Source organism: Mesorhizobium sp. M1399, assembly GCF_040317735.1.
Classification (GTDB): Bacteria; Pseudomonadota; Alphaproteobacteria; order Rhizobiales; family Rhizobiaceae; genus Mesorhizobium.
The window spans coordinates 1-19,423 of sequence record NZ_JAMYKZ010000027.1; the positions used below are offsets into that span (position 1 = coordinate 1).

At 61.6% G+C, this 19,423-nt stretch carries 21 protein-coding genes; 3 read left to right on the forward strand and 18 right to left on the reverse strand.

The window, feature by feature from the left end; translation table 11 throughout:
- The 10 genes from NKH05_RS29945 to NKH05_RS29990 form a co-directional block, all read right to left on the reverse strand.
- On the reverse strand, window positions 1–505 hold a 505-nt coding region (locus tag NKH05_RS29945), incomplete at its 3' end, for a biotin/lipoyl-containing protein (RefSeq protein WP_353026773.1).
- An 18-nt stretch (window positions 506–523) separates the two neighbouring features.
- Entirely contained in the window at window positions 524–1,945 is a 1,422-nt protein-coding gene (locus NKH05_RS29950; RefSeq protein ID WP_352482537.1) for a pyruvate dehydrogenase complex E1 component subunit beta, read from the reverse strand.
- A gap of 15 nt (window positions 1,946–1,960) precedes the next feature.
- Window positions 1,961–3,001 (reverse strand): pyruvate dehydrogenase (acetyl-transferring) E1 component subunit alpha, encoded by a 1,041-nt coding sequence (pdhA, locus tag NKH05_RS29955; RefSeq protein WP_502895946.1) that lies wholly within the window; start codon window positions 2,999–3,001, stop codon window positions 1,961–1,963.
- Between the two features lie 171 nt (window positions 3,002–3,172).
- Complete coding sequence (locus NKH05_RS29960; RefSeq protein ID WP_352482536.1) at window positions 3,173–3,493, reverse strand: FtsB family cell division protein; 321 nt, start codon at window positions 3,491–3,493, stop codon at window positions 3,173–3,175.
- A 134-nt stretch (window positions 3,494–3,627) separates the two neighbouring features.
- Complete coding sequence (gene eno / locus NKH05_RS29965; protein ID WP_023717560.1) at window positions 3,628–4,902, reverse strand: phosphopyruvate hydratase; 1,275 nt, start codon at window positions 4,900–4,902, stop codon at window positions 3,628–3,630.
- 399 nt (window positions 4,903–5,301) lie between these two features.
- Entirely contained in the window at window positions 5,302–5,667 is a 366-nt protein-coding gene (locus NKH05_RS29970; RefSeq protein ID WP_023717559.1) for a PRC-barrel domain-containing protein, read from the reverse strand.
- A 122-nt stretch (window positions 5,668–5,789) separates the two neighbouring features.
- Window positions 5,790–6,641, reverse strand: a complete 852-nt coding sequence (gene kdsA, locus NKH05_RS29975; protein WP_352482534.1) for a 3-deoxy-8-phosphooctulonate synthase — start codon at window positions 6,639–6,641, stop codon at window positions 5,790–5,792.
- Complete coding sequence (locus NKH05_RS29980) at window positions 6,638–7,522, reverse strand: VOC family protein (RefSeq protein ID WP_352482533.1); 885 nt, start codon at window positions 7,520–7,522, stop codon at window positions 6,638–6,640. Before NKH05_RS29980 ends, kdsA begins: the two co-directional genes overlap by 4 nt.
- Window positions 7,523–7,827: 305 nt before the next feature.
- Window positions 7,828–8,115, reverse strand: a complete 288-nt coding sequence (locus NKH05_RS29985; protein WP_023717556.1) for a Dabb family protein — start codon at window positions 8,113–8,115, stop codon at window positions 7,828–7,830.
- 102 nt (window positions 8,116–8,217) lie between these two features.
- Complete coding sequence (locus NKH05_RS29990) at window positions 8,218–8,352, reverse strand: hypothetical protein (RefSeq protein WP_352482532.1); 135 nt, start codon at window positions 8,350–8,352, stop codon at window positions 8,218–8,220.
- A gap of 186 nt (window positions 8,353–8,538) precedes the next feature.
- On the opposite strand from NKH05_RS29990, the gene NKH05_RS29995 reads away from it, so the two are divergent.
- Window positions 8,539–9,528 (forward strand): glycerophosphodiester phosphodiesterase family protein, encoded by a 990-nt coding sequence (locus NKH05_RS29995; RefSeq protein ID WP_352496506.1) that lies wholly within the window; start codon window positions 8,539–8,541, stop codon window positions 9,526–9,528.
- An 87-nt stretch (window positions 9,529–9,615) separates the two neighbouring features.
- Here the strand turns inward: NKH05_RS29995 and NKH05_RS30000 are convergent, their stop codons facing one another.
- The gene (locus NKH05_RS30000; protein WP_353026777.1) at window positions 9,616–11,595 is read right to left on the reverse strand and encodes a bifunctional 2',3'-cyclic-nucleotide 2'-phosphodiesterase/3'-nucleotidase; all 1,980 of its coding nucleotides are present in this window, start codon (window positions 11,593–11,595) and stop codon (window positions 9,616–9,618) included.
- Between the two features lie 130 nt (window positions 11,596–11,725).
- Window positions 11,726–12,991 (reverse strand): NAD(P)/FAD-dependent oxidoreductase, encoded by a 1,266-nt coding sequence (locus tag NKH05_RS30005; RefSeq protein ID WP_353026779.1) that lies wholly within the window; start codon window positions 12,989–12,991, stop codon window positions 11,726–11,728.
- Window positions 12,992–13,171: 180 nt separating this feature from the next.
- Here NKH05_RS30005 and NKH05_RS30010 point away from each other — a divergent pair, with 180 nt between their 5' ends.
- Window positions 13,172–13,828 carry a 5-formyltetrahydrofolate cyclo-ligase gene (locus NKH05_RS30010; protein ID WP_352496509.1) on the forward strand — a complete coding sequence of 219 codons (657 nt, stop codon included), beginning with the start codon at window positions 13,172–13,174 and terminating at the stop codon, window positions 13,826–13,828.
- A 47-nt stretch (window positions 13,829–13,875) separates the two neighbouring features.
- Here the strand turns inward: NKH05_RS30010 and NKH05_RS30015 are convergent, their stop codons facing one another.
- A complete protein-coding gene (locus NKH05_RS30015) occupies window positions 13,876–14,349 on the reverse strand; it encodes an Lrp/AsnC family transcriptional regulator (RefSeq protein WP_023675099.1) in 474 nt (157 codons plus the stop codon).
- 158 nt (window positions 14,350–14,507) lie between these two features.
- Here NKH05_RS30015 and ald point away from each other — a divergent pair, with 158 nt between their 5' ends.
- Window positions 14,508–15,623, forward strand: coding sequence for an alanine dehydrogenase (ald, locus tag NKH05_RS30020; RefSeq protein WP_352858121.1), 1,116 nt, complete (start codon window positions 14,508–14,510; stop codon window positions 15,621–15,623).
- A 245-nt stretch (window positions 15,624–15,868) separates the two neighbouring features.
- Here ald and NKH05_RS30025 read toward each other — a convergent pair whose 3' ends face one another.
- The 5 genes from NKH05_RS30025 to sseA form a co-directional block, all read right to left on the reverse strand.
- The gene (locus NKH05_RS30025) at window positions 15,869–16,336 is read right to left on the reverse strand and encodes a DUF1203 domain-containing protein (RefSeq protein WP_352496511.1); all 468 of its coding nucleotides are present in this window, start codon (window positions 16,334–16,336) and stop codon (window positions 15,869–15,871) included.
- Window positions 16,337–16,413: 77 nt separating this feature from the next.
- Window positions 16,414–17,220, reverse strand: coding sequence for a 4-hydroxy-tetrahydrodipicolinate reductase (dapB, locus tag NKH05_RS30030; protein WP_352496512.1), 807 nt, complete (start codon window positions 17,218–17,220; stop codon window positions 16,414–16,416).
- A 116-nt stretch (window positions 17,221–17,336) separates the two neighbouring features.
- Complete coding sequence (locus NKH05_RS30035; RefSeq protein WP_352847999.1) at window positions 17,337–17,894, reverse strand: OmpA family protein; 558 nt, start codon at window positions 17,892–17,894, stop codon at window positions 17,337–17,339.
- 86 nt (window positions 17,895–17,980) lie between these two features.
- The gene (locus NKH05_RS30040; protein WP_023717547.1) at window positions 17,981–18,544 is read right to left on the reverse strand and encodes a GNAT family N-acetyltransferase; all 564 of its coding nucleotides are present in this window, start codon (window positions 18,542–18,544) and stop codon (window positions 17,981–17,983) included.
- Entirely contained in the window at window positions 18,544–19,401 is an 858-nt protein-coding gene (gene sseA, locus NKH05_RS30045; protein ID WP_352858123.1) for a 3-mercaptopyruvate sulfurtransferase, read from the reverse strand. The genes NKH05_RS30040 and sseA overlap by 1 nt, the downstream gene beginning before the upstream one ends.
- Window positions 19,402–19,423: the final 22 nt, after the last annotated feature.

The window sequence follows — 19,423 nt, forward strand, 5'->3', positions numbered from 1 at the left end:
CTTCGTGGTGGTGGGGGGGGGCCTGGGGGGTGGGTATGTGGCGGGCGTTGGGTTTTGGGTTTATCCCCCCCGGTGGGGGTTTTTTGGGGGGCCGGCCTTGGGGGGGCGCCTCGCTCCCTGCGGCAGGAGGGACAGCGCCCCCCTCTGTCGACTTCGTCGACATCTCCCCCACGGGTGGGGAGATTGGCGCTTTTTCCTGCTTCGCCTCAGCCTTTGCCGGCGCAGCGCCATCACCGCTTTTGGCGGCAGAAGCAGCATCCTCGCCCTCCGCCGCCAGCACCGCGATCAGCGCATTGACCTTGACGCCTTCAGTGCCGGCCGGAACCACCAGCTTGGCAACCGTGCCTTCGTCGACGGCTTCGACTTCCATCGTTGCCTTGTCGGTCTCGATTTCGGCAATCACGTCGCCCGGCGAAACCTTGTCGCCTTCCTTGACCAACCACTTGGAAAGATTGCCCTCTTCCATCGTGGGCGACAGCGCCGGCATGGTGATGTTGATCGGCATTTTGTCCTCCCGCCCTGCTCAGCGATACGTGACGGCTTTGACCGCCTCGACGACCTCGCCGACATTGGGCAGCGCCAGCTTTTCGAGGTTCGCCGCATAGGGCATCGGCACGTCCTTGCCGGCAATGGTAATGACCGGTGCGTCGAGGAAATCGAAGGCGCGCTGTGAGACCTGATTGGCGATATGGTCGCCGACCGAGTTCTGCGGAAAGCCTTCCTCGACCACCACCAGGCGATTGGTCTTTTTGACCGAGGCGATGATCGTGTCGAAGTCGAGCGGGCGGATAGTGCGCAAGTCGATGATCTCGGCATCGATGCCCATGCCGCGCAACTCCGCCTCCGCCTTGATCGCGTAGGTCATGCCGATGCCGAACGAGACGATGGTCACGTCCTTGCCGGATTTGTGAATGCGCGCCTTGCCGATCGGCAACACGAAATCGTCCATCTTCGGCACGTCGAAGGAGTGGCCGTAAAGGATTTCGTTTTCGAGGAAGATGACCGGGTTCGGATCGCGGATCGCCGCCTTGAGCAGACCCTTGGCGTCGGCGGCGGTATAAGGCATCACCACCTTCAATCCAGGAATATGGCTGTACCAGGCGGCATAGCACTGCGAATGCTGCGCGGCGACGCGGGCAGCAGCGCCGTTCGGGCCGCGAAAGACGATCGGGGCGCCCATCTGGCCGCCGGACATGTAGAGCGTCTTGGCGGCTGAATTGATGATCTGGTCGATCGCCTGCATGGCGAAGTTGAAGGTCATGAATTCGACGATCGGCTTCAGGCCGGCCATCGCCGCGCCAACACCAACGCCGGCAAAGCCGTGCTCGGTGATCGGCGTGTCGACCACGCGTCTCGGACCGAATTCCTGCAACAGGCCTTGTGTGATCTTGTAGGCGCCCTGGTACTCGGCGACTTCCTCGCCCATGACGAAGACGTCGCCGTCGCGGCGCATTTCCTCCGCCATTGCGTCGCGCAACGCTTCACGCACCGTGGTCGAGACCATTTCGGTGCCGGCCGGGATGTCCGGATCGGCGGCAATTTCCAGCTTGGGCGCGGCGGCAACAGGTGTTGCCGCTTCGCTCTTGGCCGGAGCAGCAGCGGGGGCCGGAGCAGCCGCGGGGGCCGGAGCAGCCGCGGGCGCTGCCGCTTGCGACTCGACAGCCTCCTCGCCAATGCCTTCGCCCGCCTCGTCGATGTCTTCGCCATCGAGGGCCAGCACAGCGATCAGCGTGTTGACCTTGACGCCTTCGGTGCCGGCAGGAACCACGATCTTGGCAAGTGTGCCTTCATCGACGGCTTCGACTTCCATCGTTGCCTTGTCGGTTTCGATCTCGGCAATGGCGTCACCGGCTGCGACTTTGTCGCCTTCTTTCTTCAACCACTTGGAAACATTACCCTCTTCCATGGTCGGCGAGAGGGCGGGCATGAGAATTTCGATCGGCATGTCCTTGCCCTCTCGTTAAAGTACGATATCGGTCCAGAGCTCGGACGGATCCGGCTCCGCGTCGTTCTGGGCAAATTCTGCAGCGTCGGCGACAACGTCGCGGACTTCCTTGTCGATGGCCTTGAGCTCGTCCTCGCTTGCCCATTTCTTGTCGAGCAACCGTGCCTTGACCTGTTCGATCGGGTCACGTTCGGAGCGCATTTTCTGCACTTCTTCCTTGGAGCGGTATTTTGCTGGATCCGACATCGAATGGCCGCGGTAGCGGTAGGTCTGCATTTCGAGAATGAGCGGCCCGTTGCCGGCGCGGCACCATTCGGCGGCGAGGTCGCCGGCGGCCTTGACGGCGCGCACATCCATGCCGTCGACCTGGATGCCTGGAATCTTGAAGGAGGCGCCGCGATGCGAAAAATCCGTCTCGGCCGACGAGCGCGAGACCGAGGTGCCCATGGCGTAGCGGTTGTTCTCGATGATGTAGACCACCGGAAGCTTCCATAGCGAGGCCATATTGAAGCTTTCGTAGACCTGGCCCTGATTCGCGGCGCCATCGCCGAAATAGGTCAGCGTCATATTGTTGTTGCCGCGATAGCGGTTGGCGAAGGCAATGCCGGTGCCGAGCGACACTTGCGCGCCGACGATGCCGTGGCCGCCGTAAAAATGCTTCTCCTTGGAGAACATGTGCATGGAGCCGCCCTTGCCTCTCGACAGGCCGCTACGGCGCCCGGTCAGTTCGGCCATGACGCCGCGCGGCGACAACTCCATGGCCAGCATATGGCCATGGTCGCGATAGGCGGTGATCATCTGGTCGCCATCGATCAGCGCCATCTTCATGCCGGTAACGACCGCCTCCTGGCCGATGTAGAGATGGCAGAAACCGCCGATGAAGCCCATGCCGTAAAGCTGGCCGGCCTTTTCCTCGAAGCGGCGGATGAGCAGCATGTGCCGGTAGGCGGCAAGCTCCTGGTCTTTGGTGAATTCAACAGGCTTTGGGGTGGAAAGGCCCATCGTTTTGCCGTCGGATTTGGATTTGGCAGGCGCTTTTCTGGCGGCGGTGGCCATGCATCACTCCCTGTTGGCGTCTCTTGGCGGACAGCGAGGGAGATCAGTTCTCCCACCGATTTGAGGCAGGCTAACATGCAGGGAAGGCTTTCGCCATGCCGAAAACGCATGGCTGTCATGCATCTAAGCGCCTAAAATCATTGCAAATATCGCCGATTAACTGAAATTGCGTTATCTTGCGACCGGCAGCATGATGGTGATCTCGTCGGCATGGGACAGATTGAGCGCCTTGCGCGCCTGCTCGTCCAGCATGTCCTTCTCGAGCGTGCCCTCATGCATCAGCTGGACGCGGCGCTCCAGGTCGATCCGGCGTGCCTTGACGGCATCAAGCCTGCCCTGCAATGCGACAGTCTCGGCTTCGAGCCGATACTTGGAATAGATGCCGAACTCGCCATGATAGGCATGGAAGCCGAAATAGGTCAGGAACACCACGCAGAGCGAGGGGATGATCAGCCGGCCGGTGTTTCTTTGCTTGTGCTGGCGTGTCCACATGGTCCGAATCCTCTGCGCCGCCTTTGTCGCCCGATTGTGCTTAATGGACGGTTACGGATTGCTGGATTCGGAGCCCTGAAAGCAAAAGGGCGGGAATGTCCCCGCCCTCGCTCGCTCGGATTTTCTGTCGAAAATCAGCTTTTAACGATCGACTTGCCGGCATACCGCGCCTGCTTGCCGAGCTCCTCTTCGATGCGGATGAGCTGGTTGTACTTGGCCATGCGGTCCGAGCGTGACAGCGAGCCAGTCTTGATCTGCCCGCAATTGGTGGCAACGGCGAGGTCGGCGATGGTCGAATCCTCGGTCTCGCCCGAGCGGTGCGACATCACCGCGGTATAGCCGGCCTTGTGCGCGGTCTCGACGGCGTCGAGCGTTTCGGTAAGCGAGCCGATCTGGTTGACCTTGACCAGGATCGAATTGGCGACACCCATGCGGATGCCGTCGCGCAACCGCGCCGTGTTGGTGACGAACAGATCGTCGCCAACCAGCTGCGTTTGCTTGCCGATGAGGTCGGTCAGCATTTTCCAGCCGTCCCAGTCGTCCTCGGCCAGGCCGTCCTCGATGGTGATGATCGGGTAGTCGGCAGCGAGCTTGGCCAGATATTTGGCTTGCGCCTTCGGGTCGCGGGTCTTCTTCTCGCCTTCATAGACGTAGTTGCCGTCCTTGAAGAACTCGGTCGCCGCGCAGTCGAGTCCGAGTGCGACCTCCTCGCCTGGCCTGAAGCCGGCCTTCTCGATCGATTCCATGATGAAGTCGAGCGCGGCCGGCGCGCTTTTCAGGTTGGGGGCAAAGCCGCCCTCGTCGCCGACATTGGTGTTATGGCCGGCATCCTTCAGCCTCTTCCGCAGCGTGTGGAATATCTCCGAGCCCCAGCGCACGCCATCGCGCAGCGTCGGCGCGCCGATCGGCAGAATCATGAATTCCTGGAAATCGATCGGGTTGTCGGCATGCGCACCGCCGTTGATGATGTTCATCATCGGCACCGGCAGCACATGCGCCTTGGTGCCGCCGACATAACGGTAGAGCGGCAGGCCGGCCGCTTCGGCCGCGGCCTTGGCCACGGCCAGCGACACACCGAGAATGGCATTGGCGCCGAGCCGGCTCTTGTTGGGCGTACCATCGAGCTCGATCATGGTTTGGTCGATGTGGATCTGATTCTCGGCCTCCATGCCGCCGATCGCCTCGAACAGCTCGCCGTTCACTGCCTCAACCGCCCTGAGCACGCCCTTGCCGAGATAGCGGGGGCCGCCGTCGCGCAGTTCGACCGCCTCATGCGCGCCGGTCGATGCGCCGGACGGCACCGCGGCGCGGCCCATTGAGCCGTCTTCGAGCACGACGTCGACCTCGACGGTCGGATTTCCGCGGCTGTCCAGGATTTCACGCCCGACAATGTCGATGATGGCCGTCATTGCGATGTCCCCGATTGATCGATTGAAGCGTCGCGCACCTCTTAGCCAAAGCGCTGCAAAACGCAATCGGGGCACTTGCAAATATTGCCCGTGCGCCCATTGCCGCTCTTGGGATTCACGAAGCACAAAGCGCTGTCATCATTTGTCATGCGCGGCATGCCGGTTTCTGGTTTATGGCTGTTGTCGCGCGGGGCGAAACAGGAGGAGTTTCGCCATGTCCCAGTTGAGCGGTATTGTGAGTTTGTTCCTGATTGCGGCTGCGTTCCTGACGTCGTGCGACAATCAGCAACCCCCGCAGGGATCGTCGCCTTTGCCGGCCCTGCAAATTGCGCAGTAGCATCCCGCCACATCGAAAGGCCCCCGATTTCCCGGGGGCCTTTTTGATTCCAGGAGACTTAGTCAGTGCCAGTAAGGCTCGACCTTGTAGTAGTTGTATGAGGCGTCACGTGCAGCCTCGCCGTCGGCGCCGGTCAGCTCGTTGATCGAGTAGGAAGGAGCGGCCATCAGCTGGTCTTTGGTGAACGGCACGACATAGCCACCCCTGTTCTCATCATAATCAAGGCTCGCCCACGGAATGGCGTGGTATTTCTCGCCAATGCCGAGAAATCCGCCAAAACCGATCACGGCGAACATGATTCCGTTCGACAATTTGTCGAGCATGACGTCCTCAATGTCGCCGATATGAGTGCCTTCCGTGTTGTAGACCGATGTGCCGATAACCCGCGAAGCGGCAATGGCTTCGGTGTGTCCCGTCTGGGTCGTCATGGTGTGCTCCTCGTCGTCGTTGACATTAGATTTTGACAATGAGGGCCGCGGGCTAAGGTTCCAGACAGGTTCGAAATTCTTCAAAGTTTTCTTGGCGACGCTGCTGTGGCGCAACTGCTGGTTCAACCCACGCTCTTGGCGATGCGATCGAACGCCATCAGCCGTTCAAGCAATGCGGGAAGATCCTTTAGCGGCACCATGTTGGGGCCGTCGGAAGGCGCGTTGTCGGGGTCCTGGTGCGTCTCGATGAAGACGCCGGCGACGCCAACCGCGACAGCCGCGCGCGCCAGCGTCTCGACAAAGCGCCGGTCGCCCCCAGACGAACCGCCCTGCCCGCCCGGCTGCTGCACCGAATGAGTGGCATCGAAAATGACCGGCGCGCCGATCTCGGCCATGATCGGCAGCGCCCTCATGTCGGACACCAAGGTGTTGTAACCAAAGGATGCGCCGCGCTCGGTCACCAAGACATTGGCGTTGCCGGAGCCGGTGATCTTGGCGACGACGTTCTTCATGTCCCATGGCGCGAGGAATTGGCCCTTCTTTACATTGACCACCTTGCCGGTTCTTGCCGCAGCAATCAGCAAATCGGTCTGCCGGCTGAGGAAGGCAGGAATCTGCAGAATGTCGACATGCGGCGCGACGATCGCGCATTGTTCCTCAGTGTGGACGTCGGTCAGGATCGGCAGCGAAAAATTCTTGCGCAAATCGTCGAAGATCGGCATTGCCGCTTCAAGTCCCGCACCGCGCGTGCCGCCAAGCGAGGTGCGATTGGCCTTGTCGTAGCTGGTCTTGTAGACGAGCCCGATGCCGAGCCGTTCGGTCAATTCCTTCAGCGCACCGGCCATGTCGAAAGCGTGCTGCCGCGATTCCAGCTGGCATGGACCGGCGATCAGCGATAGGGGCGCGCTGTTGCCGAAAATGACCTTTCCGATCGCAACGGGAGAATTTGGCATCAGAGGATTGAGCTTGTTCATGCGATCTCCCGGAAAATGAAGGCCGCGCCCTGCCCTGGCGCCGGCGGCACGATGATATCACCGCCGCGTATGTCGTGTTTGACGGAATTGGCTGCAAGCAGCTTTGCGACGGTGTCGCAGTGCCTAATCGAAAAGACGATCCCAGCAAAGCGGAGTTCAGACGGCGCGCCGGCGGGAATGCCGAAGCGTGCCGCAAAGGCTGCAGGATCCAGAACGGTCACAGCGGCATTCGGCCGCTTATAGACAGTGCCGCTCTGCGCCTCCATCCCGGCTGCGATCGAAATCACATGGCCTTGTTCGGAAGGTTCGCGGCTGACTGCCACGACTTCGACAATGCCGGTTGCGCCATTAGCGTGGGCCTGCAAAGCGGTGCGGTCGACCTTCGGCGCATTGATCCGTTCGCAGGCGAAGAGAAAAGCGTCCGTTGCCTTGCCTAGAGCCGCGAAGGCAAGCTTGAATGATGCGGTGTCGCTCTTTCCTGTCGCATCAGCGAAGGCGCGCGAAAAGCTGAGCATGTCTCCCGCCGACAGTCCGGCTTCGATGAAGCGCGCGTGGTCCGCGACGGCGCTTTCGGTGCCCAGCACCACGGCAGAAAATCCTTCATCACCGTTTCTTTCGCGATAGGTGTGATCCCGCGCGACAAAGACATTGCGGTTCGCGATCGCCGTTGCCACGGCCTGTCGGTCGGCGACCGCGAGCGGCTCGAGATAGGTACCGTCGGTGAGGAAGACACAACAGTTTTCGGTTCCGAAGGGATGGATACCCGTCGGCGCAACGGTAAAGCCGAGCAAGGTCAAGCGCGCCCGCGCAACATCGAGGCTCGCGGTCGGCAACACCAGGTGATCGAGCGGATGAGGGCTTGCGGGGGTGTTCTCGGTCATGTCCCGCGCGGTGTGCCTCATTCCTGAAAATGGTTCAAGGGCTTAGCCGGCACCTCGGCGGCGATCGCAGTGCCCGGCCGCGAGGAGCCGACTTGCCGCCGTCAAAAATCATCCTAGCTCATTGCCAGGGGAAGAGACCTTTTCATTGCCCTGGCCGTTATTGCGATAGCAGTTATCGCCGTGCTGATCTGGAACGCGCCAAAGCGGCCGGGCGTCGATCCGACCGAGACCTCCGCGGCTCAGACGGAATGAATCGGGCTGCGGCGCGGCCCCGCTCCGCGACGTGAAATCTGCCTTGGGGGCGGTCAACTTGCGACGATATCGGCCGAATAACGCAATTCGCGCAGCGGTTTTACCCGGCTGGTGGTCTCTGCATAGAGCGGATGCGCCTTGTAGGCGGCGAGCGCTGCCTCGTCTTCGAACTCGGCGTAGACGACCACATCGATTTCGTCCGAGAGCGGATCGACCTTGGTGTTGAGCGTCACCTCGAAACGGCGCGAGTGAGGTATCTTGCCAAGCGCCAGCAGACCCGTACGCACTGCCTCGACGTCCACTTTACGCCGCGCGCTGAAGAAAACGATATGCCGGATCAACCCAGCCTCCTCGACCGTTGGACCGGCGTTCTTTTGTGTCAGCGGGAGCGTGCCGTCAATCGGCAGGATGTCGCGTCGGCGAACCGTGGCGAAGAAGAGAAACTACACCATACTGGTTACATAGTGCACGACGCGCGTCACCTCCCTGATGGTCCTGTCGAGGTAGCGGCCTTGGTTGTAAATGCCGTCCCAGATCAGGAAAAAGGTGACGGCCGTGATGACGATGACATAACGCATGGCTAAAACTAGCGCATATGGGTGGTTGCAACCATAGTGATTCCGGCCCTGCTGGGACCCTTCCCGAATTTTAACGGCCTTTGGTCTGTCTGCCGCAATGCTTGCTGGCCAAACTGGCGATACCGCTGCCGGCGGCTTGGAAAGATAACCCCGCTCGGCTTCGACGACCGCTTCAGGAATCATACCATGCGCAAACGGACGATCTCCCTCATTGCAATTCTTGTCGCTGCAGGCGGCATCTGGCTCAACAACACCTCGCTGCTGTCGAGCCGGCCGGCCGGCACCCCTTCGGTGCTTGCCCATCGCGGCCTGGCTCAGGATTTCGACCGTACGAACCTCGGATCGGAAACATGCACGGCCGATCGCATGCTGACGCCGCGCCATTCCTTCCTCGAAAACACGATTCCCTCGATGGAAGCCGCCTTCGCGCTCGGTGCGGACGCGCTCGAACTCGATGTCCATCCCACTACGGACGGCACGTTCGCCGTCTTCCACGACTGGACGCTGGATTGTCGTACCAACGGCAAGGGAGAAACGCGCCGCCATGCGATGTCCGAATTGAAGACGCTCGATATCGGTTATGGCTACACTGCCGATGGCGGCAAGACCTTTCCGTTTCGCGGCAAGGGTGTCGGCATCATGCCGTCGCTGGATGAAGTCTTGCAGCGCTTCCCGAACCGGCGTTTCAATATCAACATCAAAAGCAACGATCCCAAGGAAGGCGAGATGCTGGCCGCCTGGCTCGCCACATTGACGCCGGCCGAGCGCGCCAATCTGACGGTCTATGGCGGCGACAGGCCTATAGAAGCAGTGAAGGCAGCGTTGCCGGACATGCACACACAGAGCCGCGCGTCCCTGACGCGCTGCATTCTTCGCTATGCTGCGCTCGGCTGGAGTGGCTACGTTCCGGATGCCTGCCGCCAGGGCACCTTGCTCATCCCCGTCAATGTCGCAAAGTGGATGTGGGGCTGGCCCGGCCGTTTTCTCGACCGTATGGACAGCGTCGGCAGCCGCGTCTACCTGCTCGGTCCCTATTCCGGCGGCGGCTTTTCACAAGGCCTCGACGACCCCGCCTCAATCGACCAACTGCCGGACGATTATTCCGGTGGGATTTCGACGGATGCGCTGGATCTGGTCATGCCTGCCGTCAAGCGGCGTTTCGCACCACCTGCCTGAAGAGGCTGCCTGCCTCAAACGGATCGGCCGTATCGGGACAGTATCTTAACGCTGAGACAGTTTCGAGCCGACGCTCAAATCCTCGCCTCAAAGAGTGATGCGGTACTTGGAAAACCCCGCTTCGCCCTCGCCCGCCGGCTCGATCTTCAGCGACTTCACTTGCGCAATAAACTCTCTCGCCTTGGCGCCGGTCTGGAACACGACGCTGGTTTCCGGCAGCGGCACAAACGACCAGTTGGCATCCGCCGACGGGTTGATGGTGCCTTTGCTGACGATATAGCGCACGATCACGTCGCGGTTGGTGTCGGGCGCTTCGTAGATGATCTTCGAGGCATTGATCTCCGGGAAATTGCCGCCGCCGCCGGCCCGGTAGTTGTTGGTTGCGACGACGAATTTCCGCATGGGATCAATTGGTTTGCCGTCGAACATCAAGTCAATGATGCGGTTCGAGCCGGCGTTCACCAGCCCGCCCTTCGAATCATATTTCGGTGGCTGCGACAGGTCGATCCGGTAGGTGACGCCGTCGATCACGTCGAAATTATAAGACGGGAAGTCGGTGTTGATGAGCGCCTGGTCAGCTTTGCCCGGCTCGATCCGGTTGAAGATGCCGGCCGACATTTCCAGCCATTCCTTCACCTCTGCCCCCGTGATTTCGACGGCGCGCATCATGTTTGGATAGAGATAGAGGTCGGCGACGTTCTTTATGGCGATATCGCCTACCGGCACGTCGGTGTAATAGTCGGCGCCGTTGCGCCCGCCCGCCTTGAACGGTGCCGCCGCCGACAGCAGCGGCATATCCTTCCACTCGGTGTTCTTCAGGATGTCCTTCAAGTACCAGGTCTGCGCCTGGCTCACGATCTGCACCGATGGATCGTCGGCGACCAGCGCAAAATAGGAATAAAGCGGCGCCGAGGTTTTGCCGACCGGCCGACGCACATAGGCAAGCGTCGCCTCGTGGTCCTGTTTGAGCGCGTCGACGATGCGCTGGTCGTCAGCGACGGTCGGCTTGTTCGTCTTGTCGGCCCGCTCAAAGATAGGCCTGGCCTCAGAGGTCGCCGAGACGATTTTCCATGTCGATCCGTCGCGCTCCAGCAACAGATCGATCAGCCCCATATGCGAGCCCCAGAAGCCGGCCATGACGGCGGGCTTGCCTTGCAACGTGCCTTTCGCCGTATCGACGGCCTCCAGCGACTGAAAGTCCTTCTTACCAGGGAAGACCAGATGCTGGTGGCCCGTGAACACCGCATCGATACCTTCGACACCGGCAACGAAGAAGGAGGCATTCTCCATCATGTCGCCTTGCTTCGCGTCGATGCCGGAATGGGAGAGCGCAATGATGATGTCGGCGCCTTCTTCCTTCATCTGCGGCAGCCACGCCTTGGCCGCCTCGACGATGTCGCGCGTCTTGACGCTGCCCTCGAGATTTTTCAGGTCCCAGACCATGATCTGCGGCGGCACGAAGCCGATGATGCCGATCCTGATCGGCTGCTCGGCGCCCGACCCGTCTTTGATCTTCCTGTCGAGGATGACGTAAGGTTTGAGATAAAGCTTGTCTTCGCGCGGGTTCGCGGCAAGCTCCGTGCCGCGGATCAAATTCGCGCAGACGAACGGGAAATTGGCTCCGGCCAGCACCTTGTCCATGAACGACAGGCCGTAGTTGAACTCGTGGTTGCCGAGCGTCGAGCATTCGTAGCCGAGCAGGTTCATGCCCTTCATCACCGGATGCAGATCGCCGTCCTTCATGCCCCTCTCGTAGGCGATGTAGTCGCCCATCGGGTTGCCTTGCAAAAGGTCGCCATTGTCGATCAGCATCGCGTTGGTTGCTTCCTTGCGCACGGCTTCAATCAATGATGCCGTTCGCGACAGCCCCATCGTGTCGTTAGCTTTGTCGGCGTAGTAATCGTAAGGCAGCACGTTCACGTGGATGTCGGTCGTCTCCATAATCCTCAGATGCGACTGATTGGCTTGAGCCCGGGCGGAGAACGGGTGCAGCATGATCAGCGCTCCACCGGTGGCGACGCCGGCGAGGAAATCGCGGCGTGAGACGAGGTGGCGCAATTGGGACATTCGTTTCTCTTTCTTCCACGACGTGACAAGTCCTGCCCGAAGCAAAGCTTCGCGCCGAAATCCAGCCGAGTCCAGAAGTCGATTCCATCAAGAGGAGGTGACGCGCTGATGAATGTCCGGCAGCGAACAATCAGCCCTTGTCGTCGTCGCCCTGGGTGATCAATCGCGCGCTGCGCTGACCGGTGAAGTAGATCCATAGCCAGCTCAGGGAAACCGCAAGCCGGTTACGGAAGCCGATCAGGAAGTAGATATGCGCCAAGCCCCATAGCCACCAGGCAAGCCGGCCGGTGAGCTTGATCCAGCCGAAATCGATGGCCGCGGCGCGCTTGCCGATCGTCGCCAAATCGCCGTCATGCCTGTAGCGGAACGGACGTACCGTTGTTTCGCCGGCGAGCCTGGCCTTGATCGTCGCGGCGACGTGCCGTCCCTGCTGCTTGGCGGCGGGCGCGACGCCCGGCACCAGCCGGCCATCCGGCCGCAGGACGTGTGCTGCGTCACCGATGACGAAAATCTCCGGGTTTCCCGGCACAGTGAGGTCGGGCTCGACAAGCACCCTGCCCGCGCGGTCCGCTGCCGTGCCGAGCCATTCGGCGGCCGGCGAAGCGGCGACGCCCGCCGCCCAAAGAATTGTCCTGGCCGGCAAATGCCTGTCGCCGAAGACGACACCCTCAGCATCGCAGCGTGTAACCGCCCGGCCGAGTTCGACGGTCACGCCGAGTCGTTCGAGCGCCTTCATTGCATAAACGGAGAGCTCCGGCGCGAAATTGGCAAGAACGCGGTCGCCGGCCTCAATCAGCACCACACGCGTCTCGCGCGTGTCGATGTTGCGGAACTCGCCGCGCATCGTGTCATGCGCCAGTTCGGCAATCGTGCCGGCCAATTCCACGCCGGTCGGCCCGCCGCCGACGATCGCCAGCGTCAGCAGTGCCTGGCGCTTGGCGGGATCGGTTTCCCGCTCGGCCTGCTCGAAAGCCAAAAGAATACGCCGTCGGATGGTGGTGGCGTCCTCCAGCGTCTTCAGGCCCGGCGCGAACGGCTCCCATTCGTCATGGCCGAAATAGGCGTGCCGCGCACCGGTGGCCAGCAGCAGCGTGTCGTAGGCGACCGCTCCGCCATCCTGCAGCAGCACGCGCTTGCCGGTGCGGTCGATGCCAGTCACGGTCGCAAGCAGCGTCGTCACGTCCTTGCGTTTGCGCAGGAGATGGCGGATCGGCCAGGCGACTTCGGAGGTTGCCAGCGCCGTCCTCGCCACCTGGTAGAGTAGCGGCTGAAAGAGGTGATGATTGCGCCTATCGATCATGGTGATGCGCACCGGCGCGCCAGTAAGTGCGCGGGTGAATTCGAGGCCGCCGAATCCGGCGCCTACGACGACGACGTGATGGTTGGCTGTGTTCATCTCACTCATCCCTCTCGCCAAGGCTGATGTAAGTATCCTTGTGCAGTGCAGCAATGCCTGCGCTGCACCTGCCTGGGACTCGTCGCCTGATGTCGTGAATACGCATGCTGCAGACTCATTCCCGGATATAGCCTACGTCCCGGATAGGGCTTGGTCGGAACAGTATATTGCAGGTGAATCATGGCTAAGGATGAAGATGAAGGCTCAGGGCAGTACGCCTCGCCGCCTTGTTTTATGCACGAGCTCGATCCGGAGTTCCAAGCGCCGCTATCCGAATGGACCGATGTCAGGCGCTGGCGCAAGGCCGAGCGCGAGCGGTTGATCGCATCCCGCCTTGCCGTTTCCGCCGACATGCGCACAGCCATGTCGCAGCGCATTGCCGAGGGTCTCGACGCGGTGATCGGCGACATCGCCGGAAGCATGGTCAGCCTCTACTGGCCGTTTCGCGGCGAGCCGGACCTGCGCCCGTGGATGGAAACCGTTAACACGCGGGGTGGCCGAACGGCGTTGCCCGTCGTTGTGGAGAAAGACCGGCCGCTTGTCTTTCGCGCCTATACCCACGGAGACCGGCTGGAGAAGGGCGTCTGGAATATCCCGATACCGGCCGAGGGCGATCCGGTACTGCCCGACATCGTCATTTCGCCGATCGTCGGCATCGATCCCGGACATTTTCGCTTGGGCTATGGCGGCGGCTTCTTCGATCGCACGCTTGCCGCGATGCCGTTCAAGCCGCTGGTCATCGGCGTCGGCTACGAGTTGCAGCGCATCGTGACCATCTACCCGCAGCCGCACGATATTCCGATGGACCGTGTGGTGACCGAGTCATTCAACGTTTAGGCGAGTTTGGGGCCTAGGCGAGTTCGGGGCTTAGGCGAGTTCGGGGCCTAGGCTAGCTCAGGCTTCATTCCAACGGCCGTGCGATCGACGATTTCGCGCAAGGCAAAGGACGAATTGATCTTCGTCACATGCGGCATTGCCGAAAGCCACTCCTTGTGGATGCGTTCGTAGTCGACGAGATCCTTCGCCGCGATGCGCAGGATGTAATCATACTCGCCCGACATTAGATGGCAGGACAGGACGTTCGGGCAGCGCTTTATCGCTGCTTCGAAATCCGACAACGTCTTCTCGAATTGCCCGGACAGCGATATATGCACGATCGCCGTCATCTGGTGCCCAAGTGCAGCGTTGGACAGCCGGGCGTGATAGCCGCGGATGGTTCCGGATTTCTCCAGATTGTCCAGCCGCCGCGAACAGGCCGACTGCGACAGGCCGACCTTTTCGGCGAGCGCTGCATTGGGTATCCGCCCATCCTTCTGCAATGTCTCGAGAATGGCGATATCAATCCTGTCGAGCGGCATTTTTGCGGGTTCCTGCGATAATTCTACTGTTTCGCGCAACGATTATCGAACAGTAGTCTCTTAGGCAAGCGCATTCGCAAACACTTACCGAACGATTCGTGGTTCACTATCTCTAGACAGGGAACAGGCCCTAAAAGGGCCGGATCAGGAGAAAAAAGATGCGCGTCGGTTGCCCCCGGGAAATCAAGAACCATGAATACCGCGTCGGCCTGACACCGGGCTCGGTCCGCGAATATGTCGCGCATGGCCATGAAGTGCTGATCGAGACCGGCGCCGGCGCCGGCATCGGAGCCGACGACAACGCGTACCGCGCCGCCGGCGCCACGATCGCCAAGACGGCCGCCGACGTGTTTGCCAAGTCGGACATGATCGTGAAGGTCAAGGAGCCGCAGCCCAACGAATGGGTTCAGCTCCGCGACGGCCAGATCCTCTACACCTATCTGCATCTCGCCCCGGATCCGGAGCAGACCAAGGGCCTGCTGGCCTCCGGCGTCACCGCAATAGCTTACGAGACCGTAACCGACGAGCGCGGCGGCCTGCCGCTCTTGGCACCGATGTCGGAAGTTGCCGGCCGCCTGTCGATCCAGGCGGGGGCCACGGCGCTGCAAAAGGCCAATGGCGGCCGCGGTGTGCTGCTTGGCGGCGTGCCCGGCGTGCTGCCCGGCAAGGTCACTGTGCTCGGTGGCGGCGTCGTCGGCCTGCATGCTGCACGGATGGCTGCCGGGCTTGGCGCCGACGTCACCATCATCGACCGCTCGATCCCGCGCCTGCGTCAGCTCGACGATATCTTTGGCGGCCGCGTCCACACCCGCTACTCGACCGTCGAGGCGCTGGAGGAAGAATGTTTTTCGGCTGACATCGTCGTCGGCGCCGTGCTGATCCCGGGGGCAGCCGCGCCCAAGCTGGTGACGCGCGAAATGCTCTCGGGCATGAAGAAAGGCGCCGCGCTGGTCGACGTCGCCATCGACCAGGGCGGCTGCTTCGAGACCTCGCACGCCACCACCCATGCCGAGCCGACCTATGCGGTCGACGGCGTCATCCACTATTGCGTCGCCAACATGCCGGGTGCGGTGCCGGTCACATCGGCCCACGCGCTCAACAATGCGACGCTGCACTATGGCCTGCAGCTCGCCGACAAGGGCCTCAAGGCGCTGGTAGACGACCACCATCTGCGCAACGGGCTGAACGTCCACAAGGGCAAGATCACGAATCGCGCAGTGGCCGAAGCACTCGGCTATGAGCTGGTCGAGCCGAAGGCCGTTCTCGCGGCCTGAGCTGTCCGAATCTGCCTCTCCAGTGCCCGTCGGTTTCGTCCGACGGGTTTTTCTTATGTCGAAAAACTGAAAAGTGTCGGGCGCGCGGAATAACCCGACAACAAAAAAGCGGAGCCAAAGCCCCGCTTCCTCGGTTGTCGAGATTTCCGCCGGTTCATCCGCGGTCGGCAAATCGATCGACCATCCCTCTCTATCGCAAGAATACGACGGGAGTACGACAGCCCAAGCCGGTGCAGCCTATCCGGTTACACCCGGTCTATCCGACACTGATAGCAATTGTTGCGCGCCGAGCGGATGTGGACGTAAGCAATGTCGTCGCTTTCGAACAACGTCTCCGCCCGTGCCGCGATGGCATCGGTCGGAATGACGCCGCCGCTGCCATAGACGATGCGGTCGTCCTTGCCGTAGCCGCGCACGATGTATTCGCCGCTTTCGAGCATATCGGGAGGCGTTTTCCCCTCGGCGGCGCGTTCGCATTCCTCCGCATGCAGAAAGATCGGCCCGGTTTCGGCATAAGGCTGCAGTTCCGGAAAAGGCCGATAGGCCAGAACAAGATAGGCTTCTCCCGCAGCAACATTCTTCAGGCAATGACGGCAGGGCACGCCGTCGCCATCCGAAATCTTCCGCTCTGGCTTCAAGCCATAAGCATCAGGCCCGCCGCGCTGAAGTGCGCGGACCGCATCGGTTGGCAAGGCTTTGAATTTCAGCGTCATGGCTAAATCTCCGGTGTCGTTGACCGGAAATTATGCTCGCAAGACAGAGCTTCCCACCCGATTCCTGCCGAAATGGATCAGTCCATCAGCGCGTCGAGACCGCGAACCAGACCCTTGATCTGCTGTACCCGTCTGATGGCGAGCAGCGTGCCCGCCACGTAAGGCGCCGCGGACGAGCCGGCGTCGTGGCGGATAGTCAGCCGCTCGTCTGGCAGGCCGAACAACGCCTCGCAGGACAGGATGTAGGACGGCAGGCGAAGGGCGTGCACTTGCACACCCTCGCCCGTGCCGACCGCAGCACCGCGTGTAGCCGGCACGCCGGAGACCTCGGAGACCGGCTTTGCCGTCGAAGCCTTGCGGATGTCGGCCAGCGCTTCAGCAAGTTCCCGCGCGGTACCGGAGGGCGCGTCGGGCTTCTTTGCACTGGCATAATCGATGACCTCGACATCCGGCACGTATTTTGCCGCCATAAGTGCAAACCGCTTCATCAGCGTAGCGGTGATGGAAAAGTTGCCGGCGGCAACGACGCCGACGCCGTGGGCGCGCGCCGCGGCGTCGATGTCGGCATAGTCGGCAGCACCCAGTCCCGATGTGCCGATCACAGCGTGCCGTCCCTTGTCGATGGCGAGCAGCACATGGTCTTTCACGACATGTGGCTTGGTGAAGTCGACCAGTACGTCCGACGGCGCCTCCAGCGCCTCGGCCAGCGAGGCCGAAACGGAGATACCATTAGCCGGCATGCCAACCAGCAGGCCGGAATCCTGCCCCGCGCCGCTACGTGACACAGCCCCGGCCAGCGCCATGTCACCTTGCGCCCCGATCGCCGGAACCAGCGCCTTGCCGACCCAACCGGTCGCGCCGGCCATTACCACGCGAATTGCCATCGTGCGATCCTCCATCACCATCGGTTTTTAGACGACAGCGATATGGAAAGAGCCCGGCTCATTCAAGTCGGGCTCGCCTTTGAATATTGATCCAGACCCTGAACGGCTAGATCATTTTAACGGATGAAGTCGTCGAAGCGGCGCAGCGTCACCCGGCGATTTCGCCAGTTCTCATTCTGCGTCTGCACGAGCAGGAACTCCTCGCCGTAGCCGACGGTTTCGAGCGCATAGCCCGGCACACCGAATTCACGCAGCAAGGTGCGCTTCAGCGAGGCGGCACGTTGTTCGGACAAAATCTGATTCGACTGGAAGGAGCCCACAGCATCGGTATGGCCTTCGATCAGCACGCGGGCACCCGGATCGCGCCGCAGAACGCGCTGAAGTGCATCGGCGATGTTTTCGATCTTGGCGTATTGCGATTCGGAAATGGCAGCCGAGCCGAAGGCGAAATTGATCGACTGGATATCGATAGAGCGGACCATGCGCCGCAAGTCCGGCCGCTTCTTGAATTCGCGGATGGTGACGCGCTGATTCGGGCGCAGCTTCACCCGGGGCGCGGCTTCAAGCTGGCGCTCGATCGTGGCGGCCGAAGGCGTGGTCGCCTGGGCAACGGCAAGGGTCGGCATGGCGAGTGCCGCAACCAGCACGGCGGCAAATGTGCGTCGGGTCAGCATGTCTTTTCTCCTTCGGCCCTCGGCCGCATTGTGATGCCGACAAGATGGCAAAGACTAGCTGAAGCTTGGATGAACGAGCCTGAAAATCAGGGCCGCATGACGCTGGCCGCGCGCTCGGCAAAAGGCATCGGATGTACGACCTCCTTTTTTTGCGCCACCGGCGTGAAGCCGAGTTTTTGATAAAGCGGCAAGGCTGCTGGGTGATCAAGGGTGCAGGTCTGCACCGTCACCCGCTTGGGTCCGTGCGCCCAGGCTGCGGCGATTGCCGCACCGAGGAACCAGCGGCCAATGCCTTGCCCGGTCGCGTGCTCCATCATGCCGAAATAAGCGAGTTCCACTTCCTCCGGCAGATGCGGCTTGAGGTCGAAGAAGCCGGCCGGCGCGCCGTCGAGATAAAGCACCCTGATGTCGCGGTCCTCGCGATGGATGCCCGCCGCAAGCTCCTCGTCATTCAGTCTCAGCACGTTGACCCAGTGCCATTTGCGGCCGACCCGATCCATCAAATAGCGGTAGAAATGCAGCGGAATGTCTTTGGTCTTGAGCAGCGCGATCTGGCGGTTGTACGGCAGCGGCGGCGAATAGGCAGGCGGCACATGCATTTCGAGAAATGTCACGGTGACGTCGATGTCTTCCAGCGCTCCGTTTTTCATCACCGTCGGTCCTTGCCCGTCACGACGGGCGTGTCGGAAAGCCCACCCCATTCCGTCCATGACCCGTCGTAAAGCCTGTTTTCGGCATGGCCAAGCGTCTCCAGGGCCAGCGTGATGGCTGCCGCGGTGACCCCCGAACCGCAGGAGGTGACGACCGGCTTCGACAGATCGATGCCGGCCTCCTCGATCACTTTGCGCAGCCTGTCCTTGGGCAGCAATTCGCCGTTTTCCGAAAGCGCCGAAAACGGCACGTTGTGCGCGCCCGGCATGTGGCCGGAGCGGATGCCGGGGCGCGGCTCCGGCTCGGTGCCGGCAAAACGGCCAGGCGAGCGTGCGTCGGCGATCTGGCTCTCCCCCGTCTCGACGATCCGGCGCATGTCGGCAAGGCTGGCGACGCGGGCGGCATCGAAGTTGGCATAAAACACGCAAGGCGCGATCTTCGTCGGCTCCGCCGTCACCGGCCGTCCGGCGGCTTTCCAACGATCGAAACCGCCGTCGAGTATATAGACCTGGAACACGCCCATAACGCGAAACAACCACCAGGCGCGCGGTGCAGAAAAGAACCCTGGCCCGTCATAGACAACAATCGTGTCGTCGGCCGAAATGCCCATCGCGCCGACATATTGGGCAAAATGCTGCGGCGACGGCAGCGTGTGAGGCAGAGCCGCGTCGGGGTGCGAAACCGCATCCTGGTCTAGGAAGCGGGCGCCTGGAATATGCGCTGCGTCATACTCGGCGCGCGCGTCGCGCTTTTGCGCCGGCAGATACCAGGACGCGTCGACGATCGTCAGCCCAGGCTCGCCGAGCCGCTTCTGCAACCAATCGGCATCGATGGTGAAAGGACTGTCGTCGGCCATCTTTTCTCTCCTGTCCCGCCTG

Bases quoted from the DNA above. Each gene is read 5' to 3' on its own strand.
- NKH05_RS29950 (WP_352482537.1), bottom strand. From the start codon at position 1,945: ATGCCGATCGAAATTCTCATGCCCGCCCTCTCGCCGACCATGGAAGAG.
- pdhA (WP_502895946.1), bottom strand. From the start codon at position 3,001: ATGGCCACCGCCGCCAGAAAAGCGCCTGCCAAATCCAAATCCGACGGC.
- NKH05_RS29960 (WP_352482536.1), bottom strand. From the start codon at position 3,493: ATGTGGACACGCCAGCACAAGCAAAGAAACACCGGCCGGCTGATCATC.
- eno (WP_023717560.1), bottom strand. From the start codon at position 4,902: ATGACGGCCATCATCGACATTGTCGGGCGTGAAATCCTGGACAGCCGC.
- NKH05_RS29970 (WP_023717559.1), bottom strand. From the start codon at position 5,667: ATGACGACCCAGACGGGACACACCGAAGCCATTGCCGCTTCGCGGGTT.
- kdsA (WP_352482534.1), bottom strand. From the start codon at position 6,641: ATGAACAAGCTCAATCCTCTGATGCCAAATTCTCCCGTTGCGATCGGA.
- NKH05_RS29980 (WP_352482533.1), bottom strand. From the start codon at position 7,522: ATGACCGAGAACACCCCCGCAAGCCCTCATCCGCTCGATCACCTGGTG.
- NKH05_RS29990 (WP_352482532.1), bottom strand. From the start codon at position 8,352: ATGCGTTATGTCATCGTCATCACGGCCGTCACCTTTTTCCTGATCTGG.
- NKH05_RS29995 (WP_352496506.1), top strand. From the start codon at position 8,539: ATGCGCAAACGGACGATCTCCCTCATTGCAATTCTTGTCGCTGCAGGC.
- NKH05_RS30000 (WP_353026777.1), bottom strand. From the start codon at position 11,595: ATGTCCCAATTGCGCCACCTCGTCTCACGCCGCGATTTCCTCGCCGGC.
- NKH05_RS30005 (WP_353026779.1), bottom strand. From the start codon at position 12,991: ATGAACACAGCCAACCATCACGTCGTCGTCGTAGGCGCCGGATTCGGC.
- NKH05_RS30010 (WP_352496509.1), top strand. From the start codon at position 13,172: ATGGCTAAGGATGAAGATGAAGGCTCAGGGCAGTACGCCTCGCCGCCT.
- NKH05_RS30015 (WP_023675099.1), bottom strand. From the start codon at position 14,349: ATGCCGCTCGACAGGATTGATATCGCCATTCTCGAGACATTGCAGAAG.
- ald (WP_352858121.1), top strand. From the start codon at position 14,508: ATGCGCGTCGGTTGCCCCCGGGAAATCAAGAACCATGAATACCGCGTC.
- NKH05_RS30025 (WP_352496511.1), bottom strand. From the start codon at position 16,336: ATGACGCTGAAATTCAAAGCCTTGCCAACCGATGCGGTCCGCGCACTT.
- dapB (WP_352496512.1), bottom strand. From the start codon at position 17,220: ATGGCAATTCGCGTGGTAATGGCCGGCGCGACCGGTTGGGTCGGCAAG.
- NKH05_RS30035 (WP_352847999.1), bottom strand. From the start codon at position 17,894: ATGCTGACCCGACGCACATTTGCCGCCGTGCTGGTTGCGGCACTCGCC.
- NKH05_RS30040 (WP_023717547.1), bottom strand. From the start codon at position 18,544: ATGAAAAACGGAGCGCTGGAAGACATCGACGTCACCGTGACATTTCTC.
- sseA (WP_352858123.1), bottom strand. From the start codon at position 19,401: ATGGCCGACGACAGTCCTTTCACCATCGATGCCGATTGGTTGCAGAAG.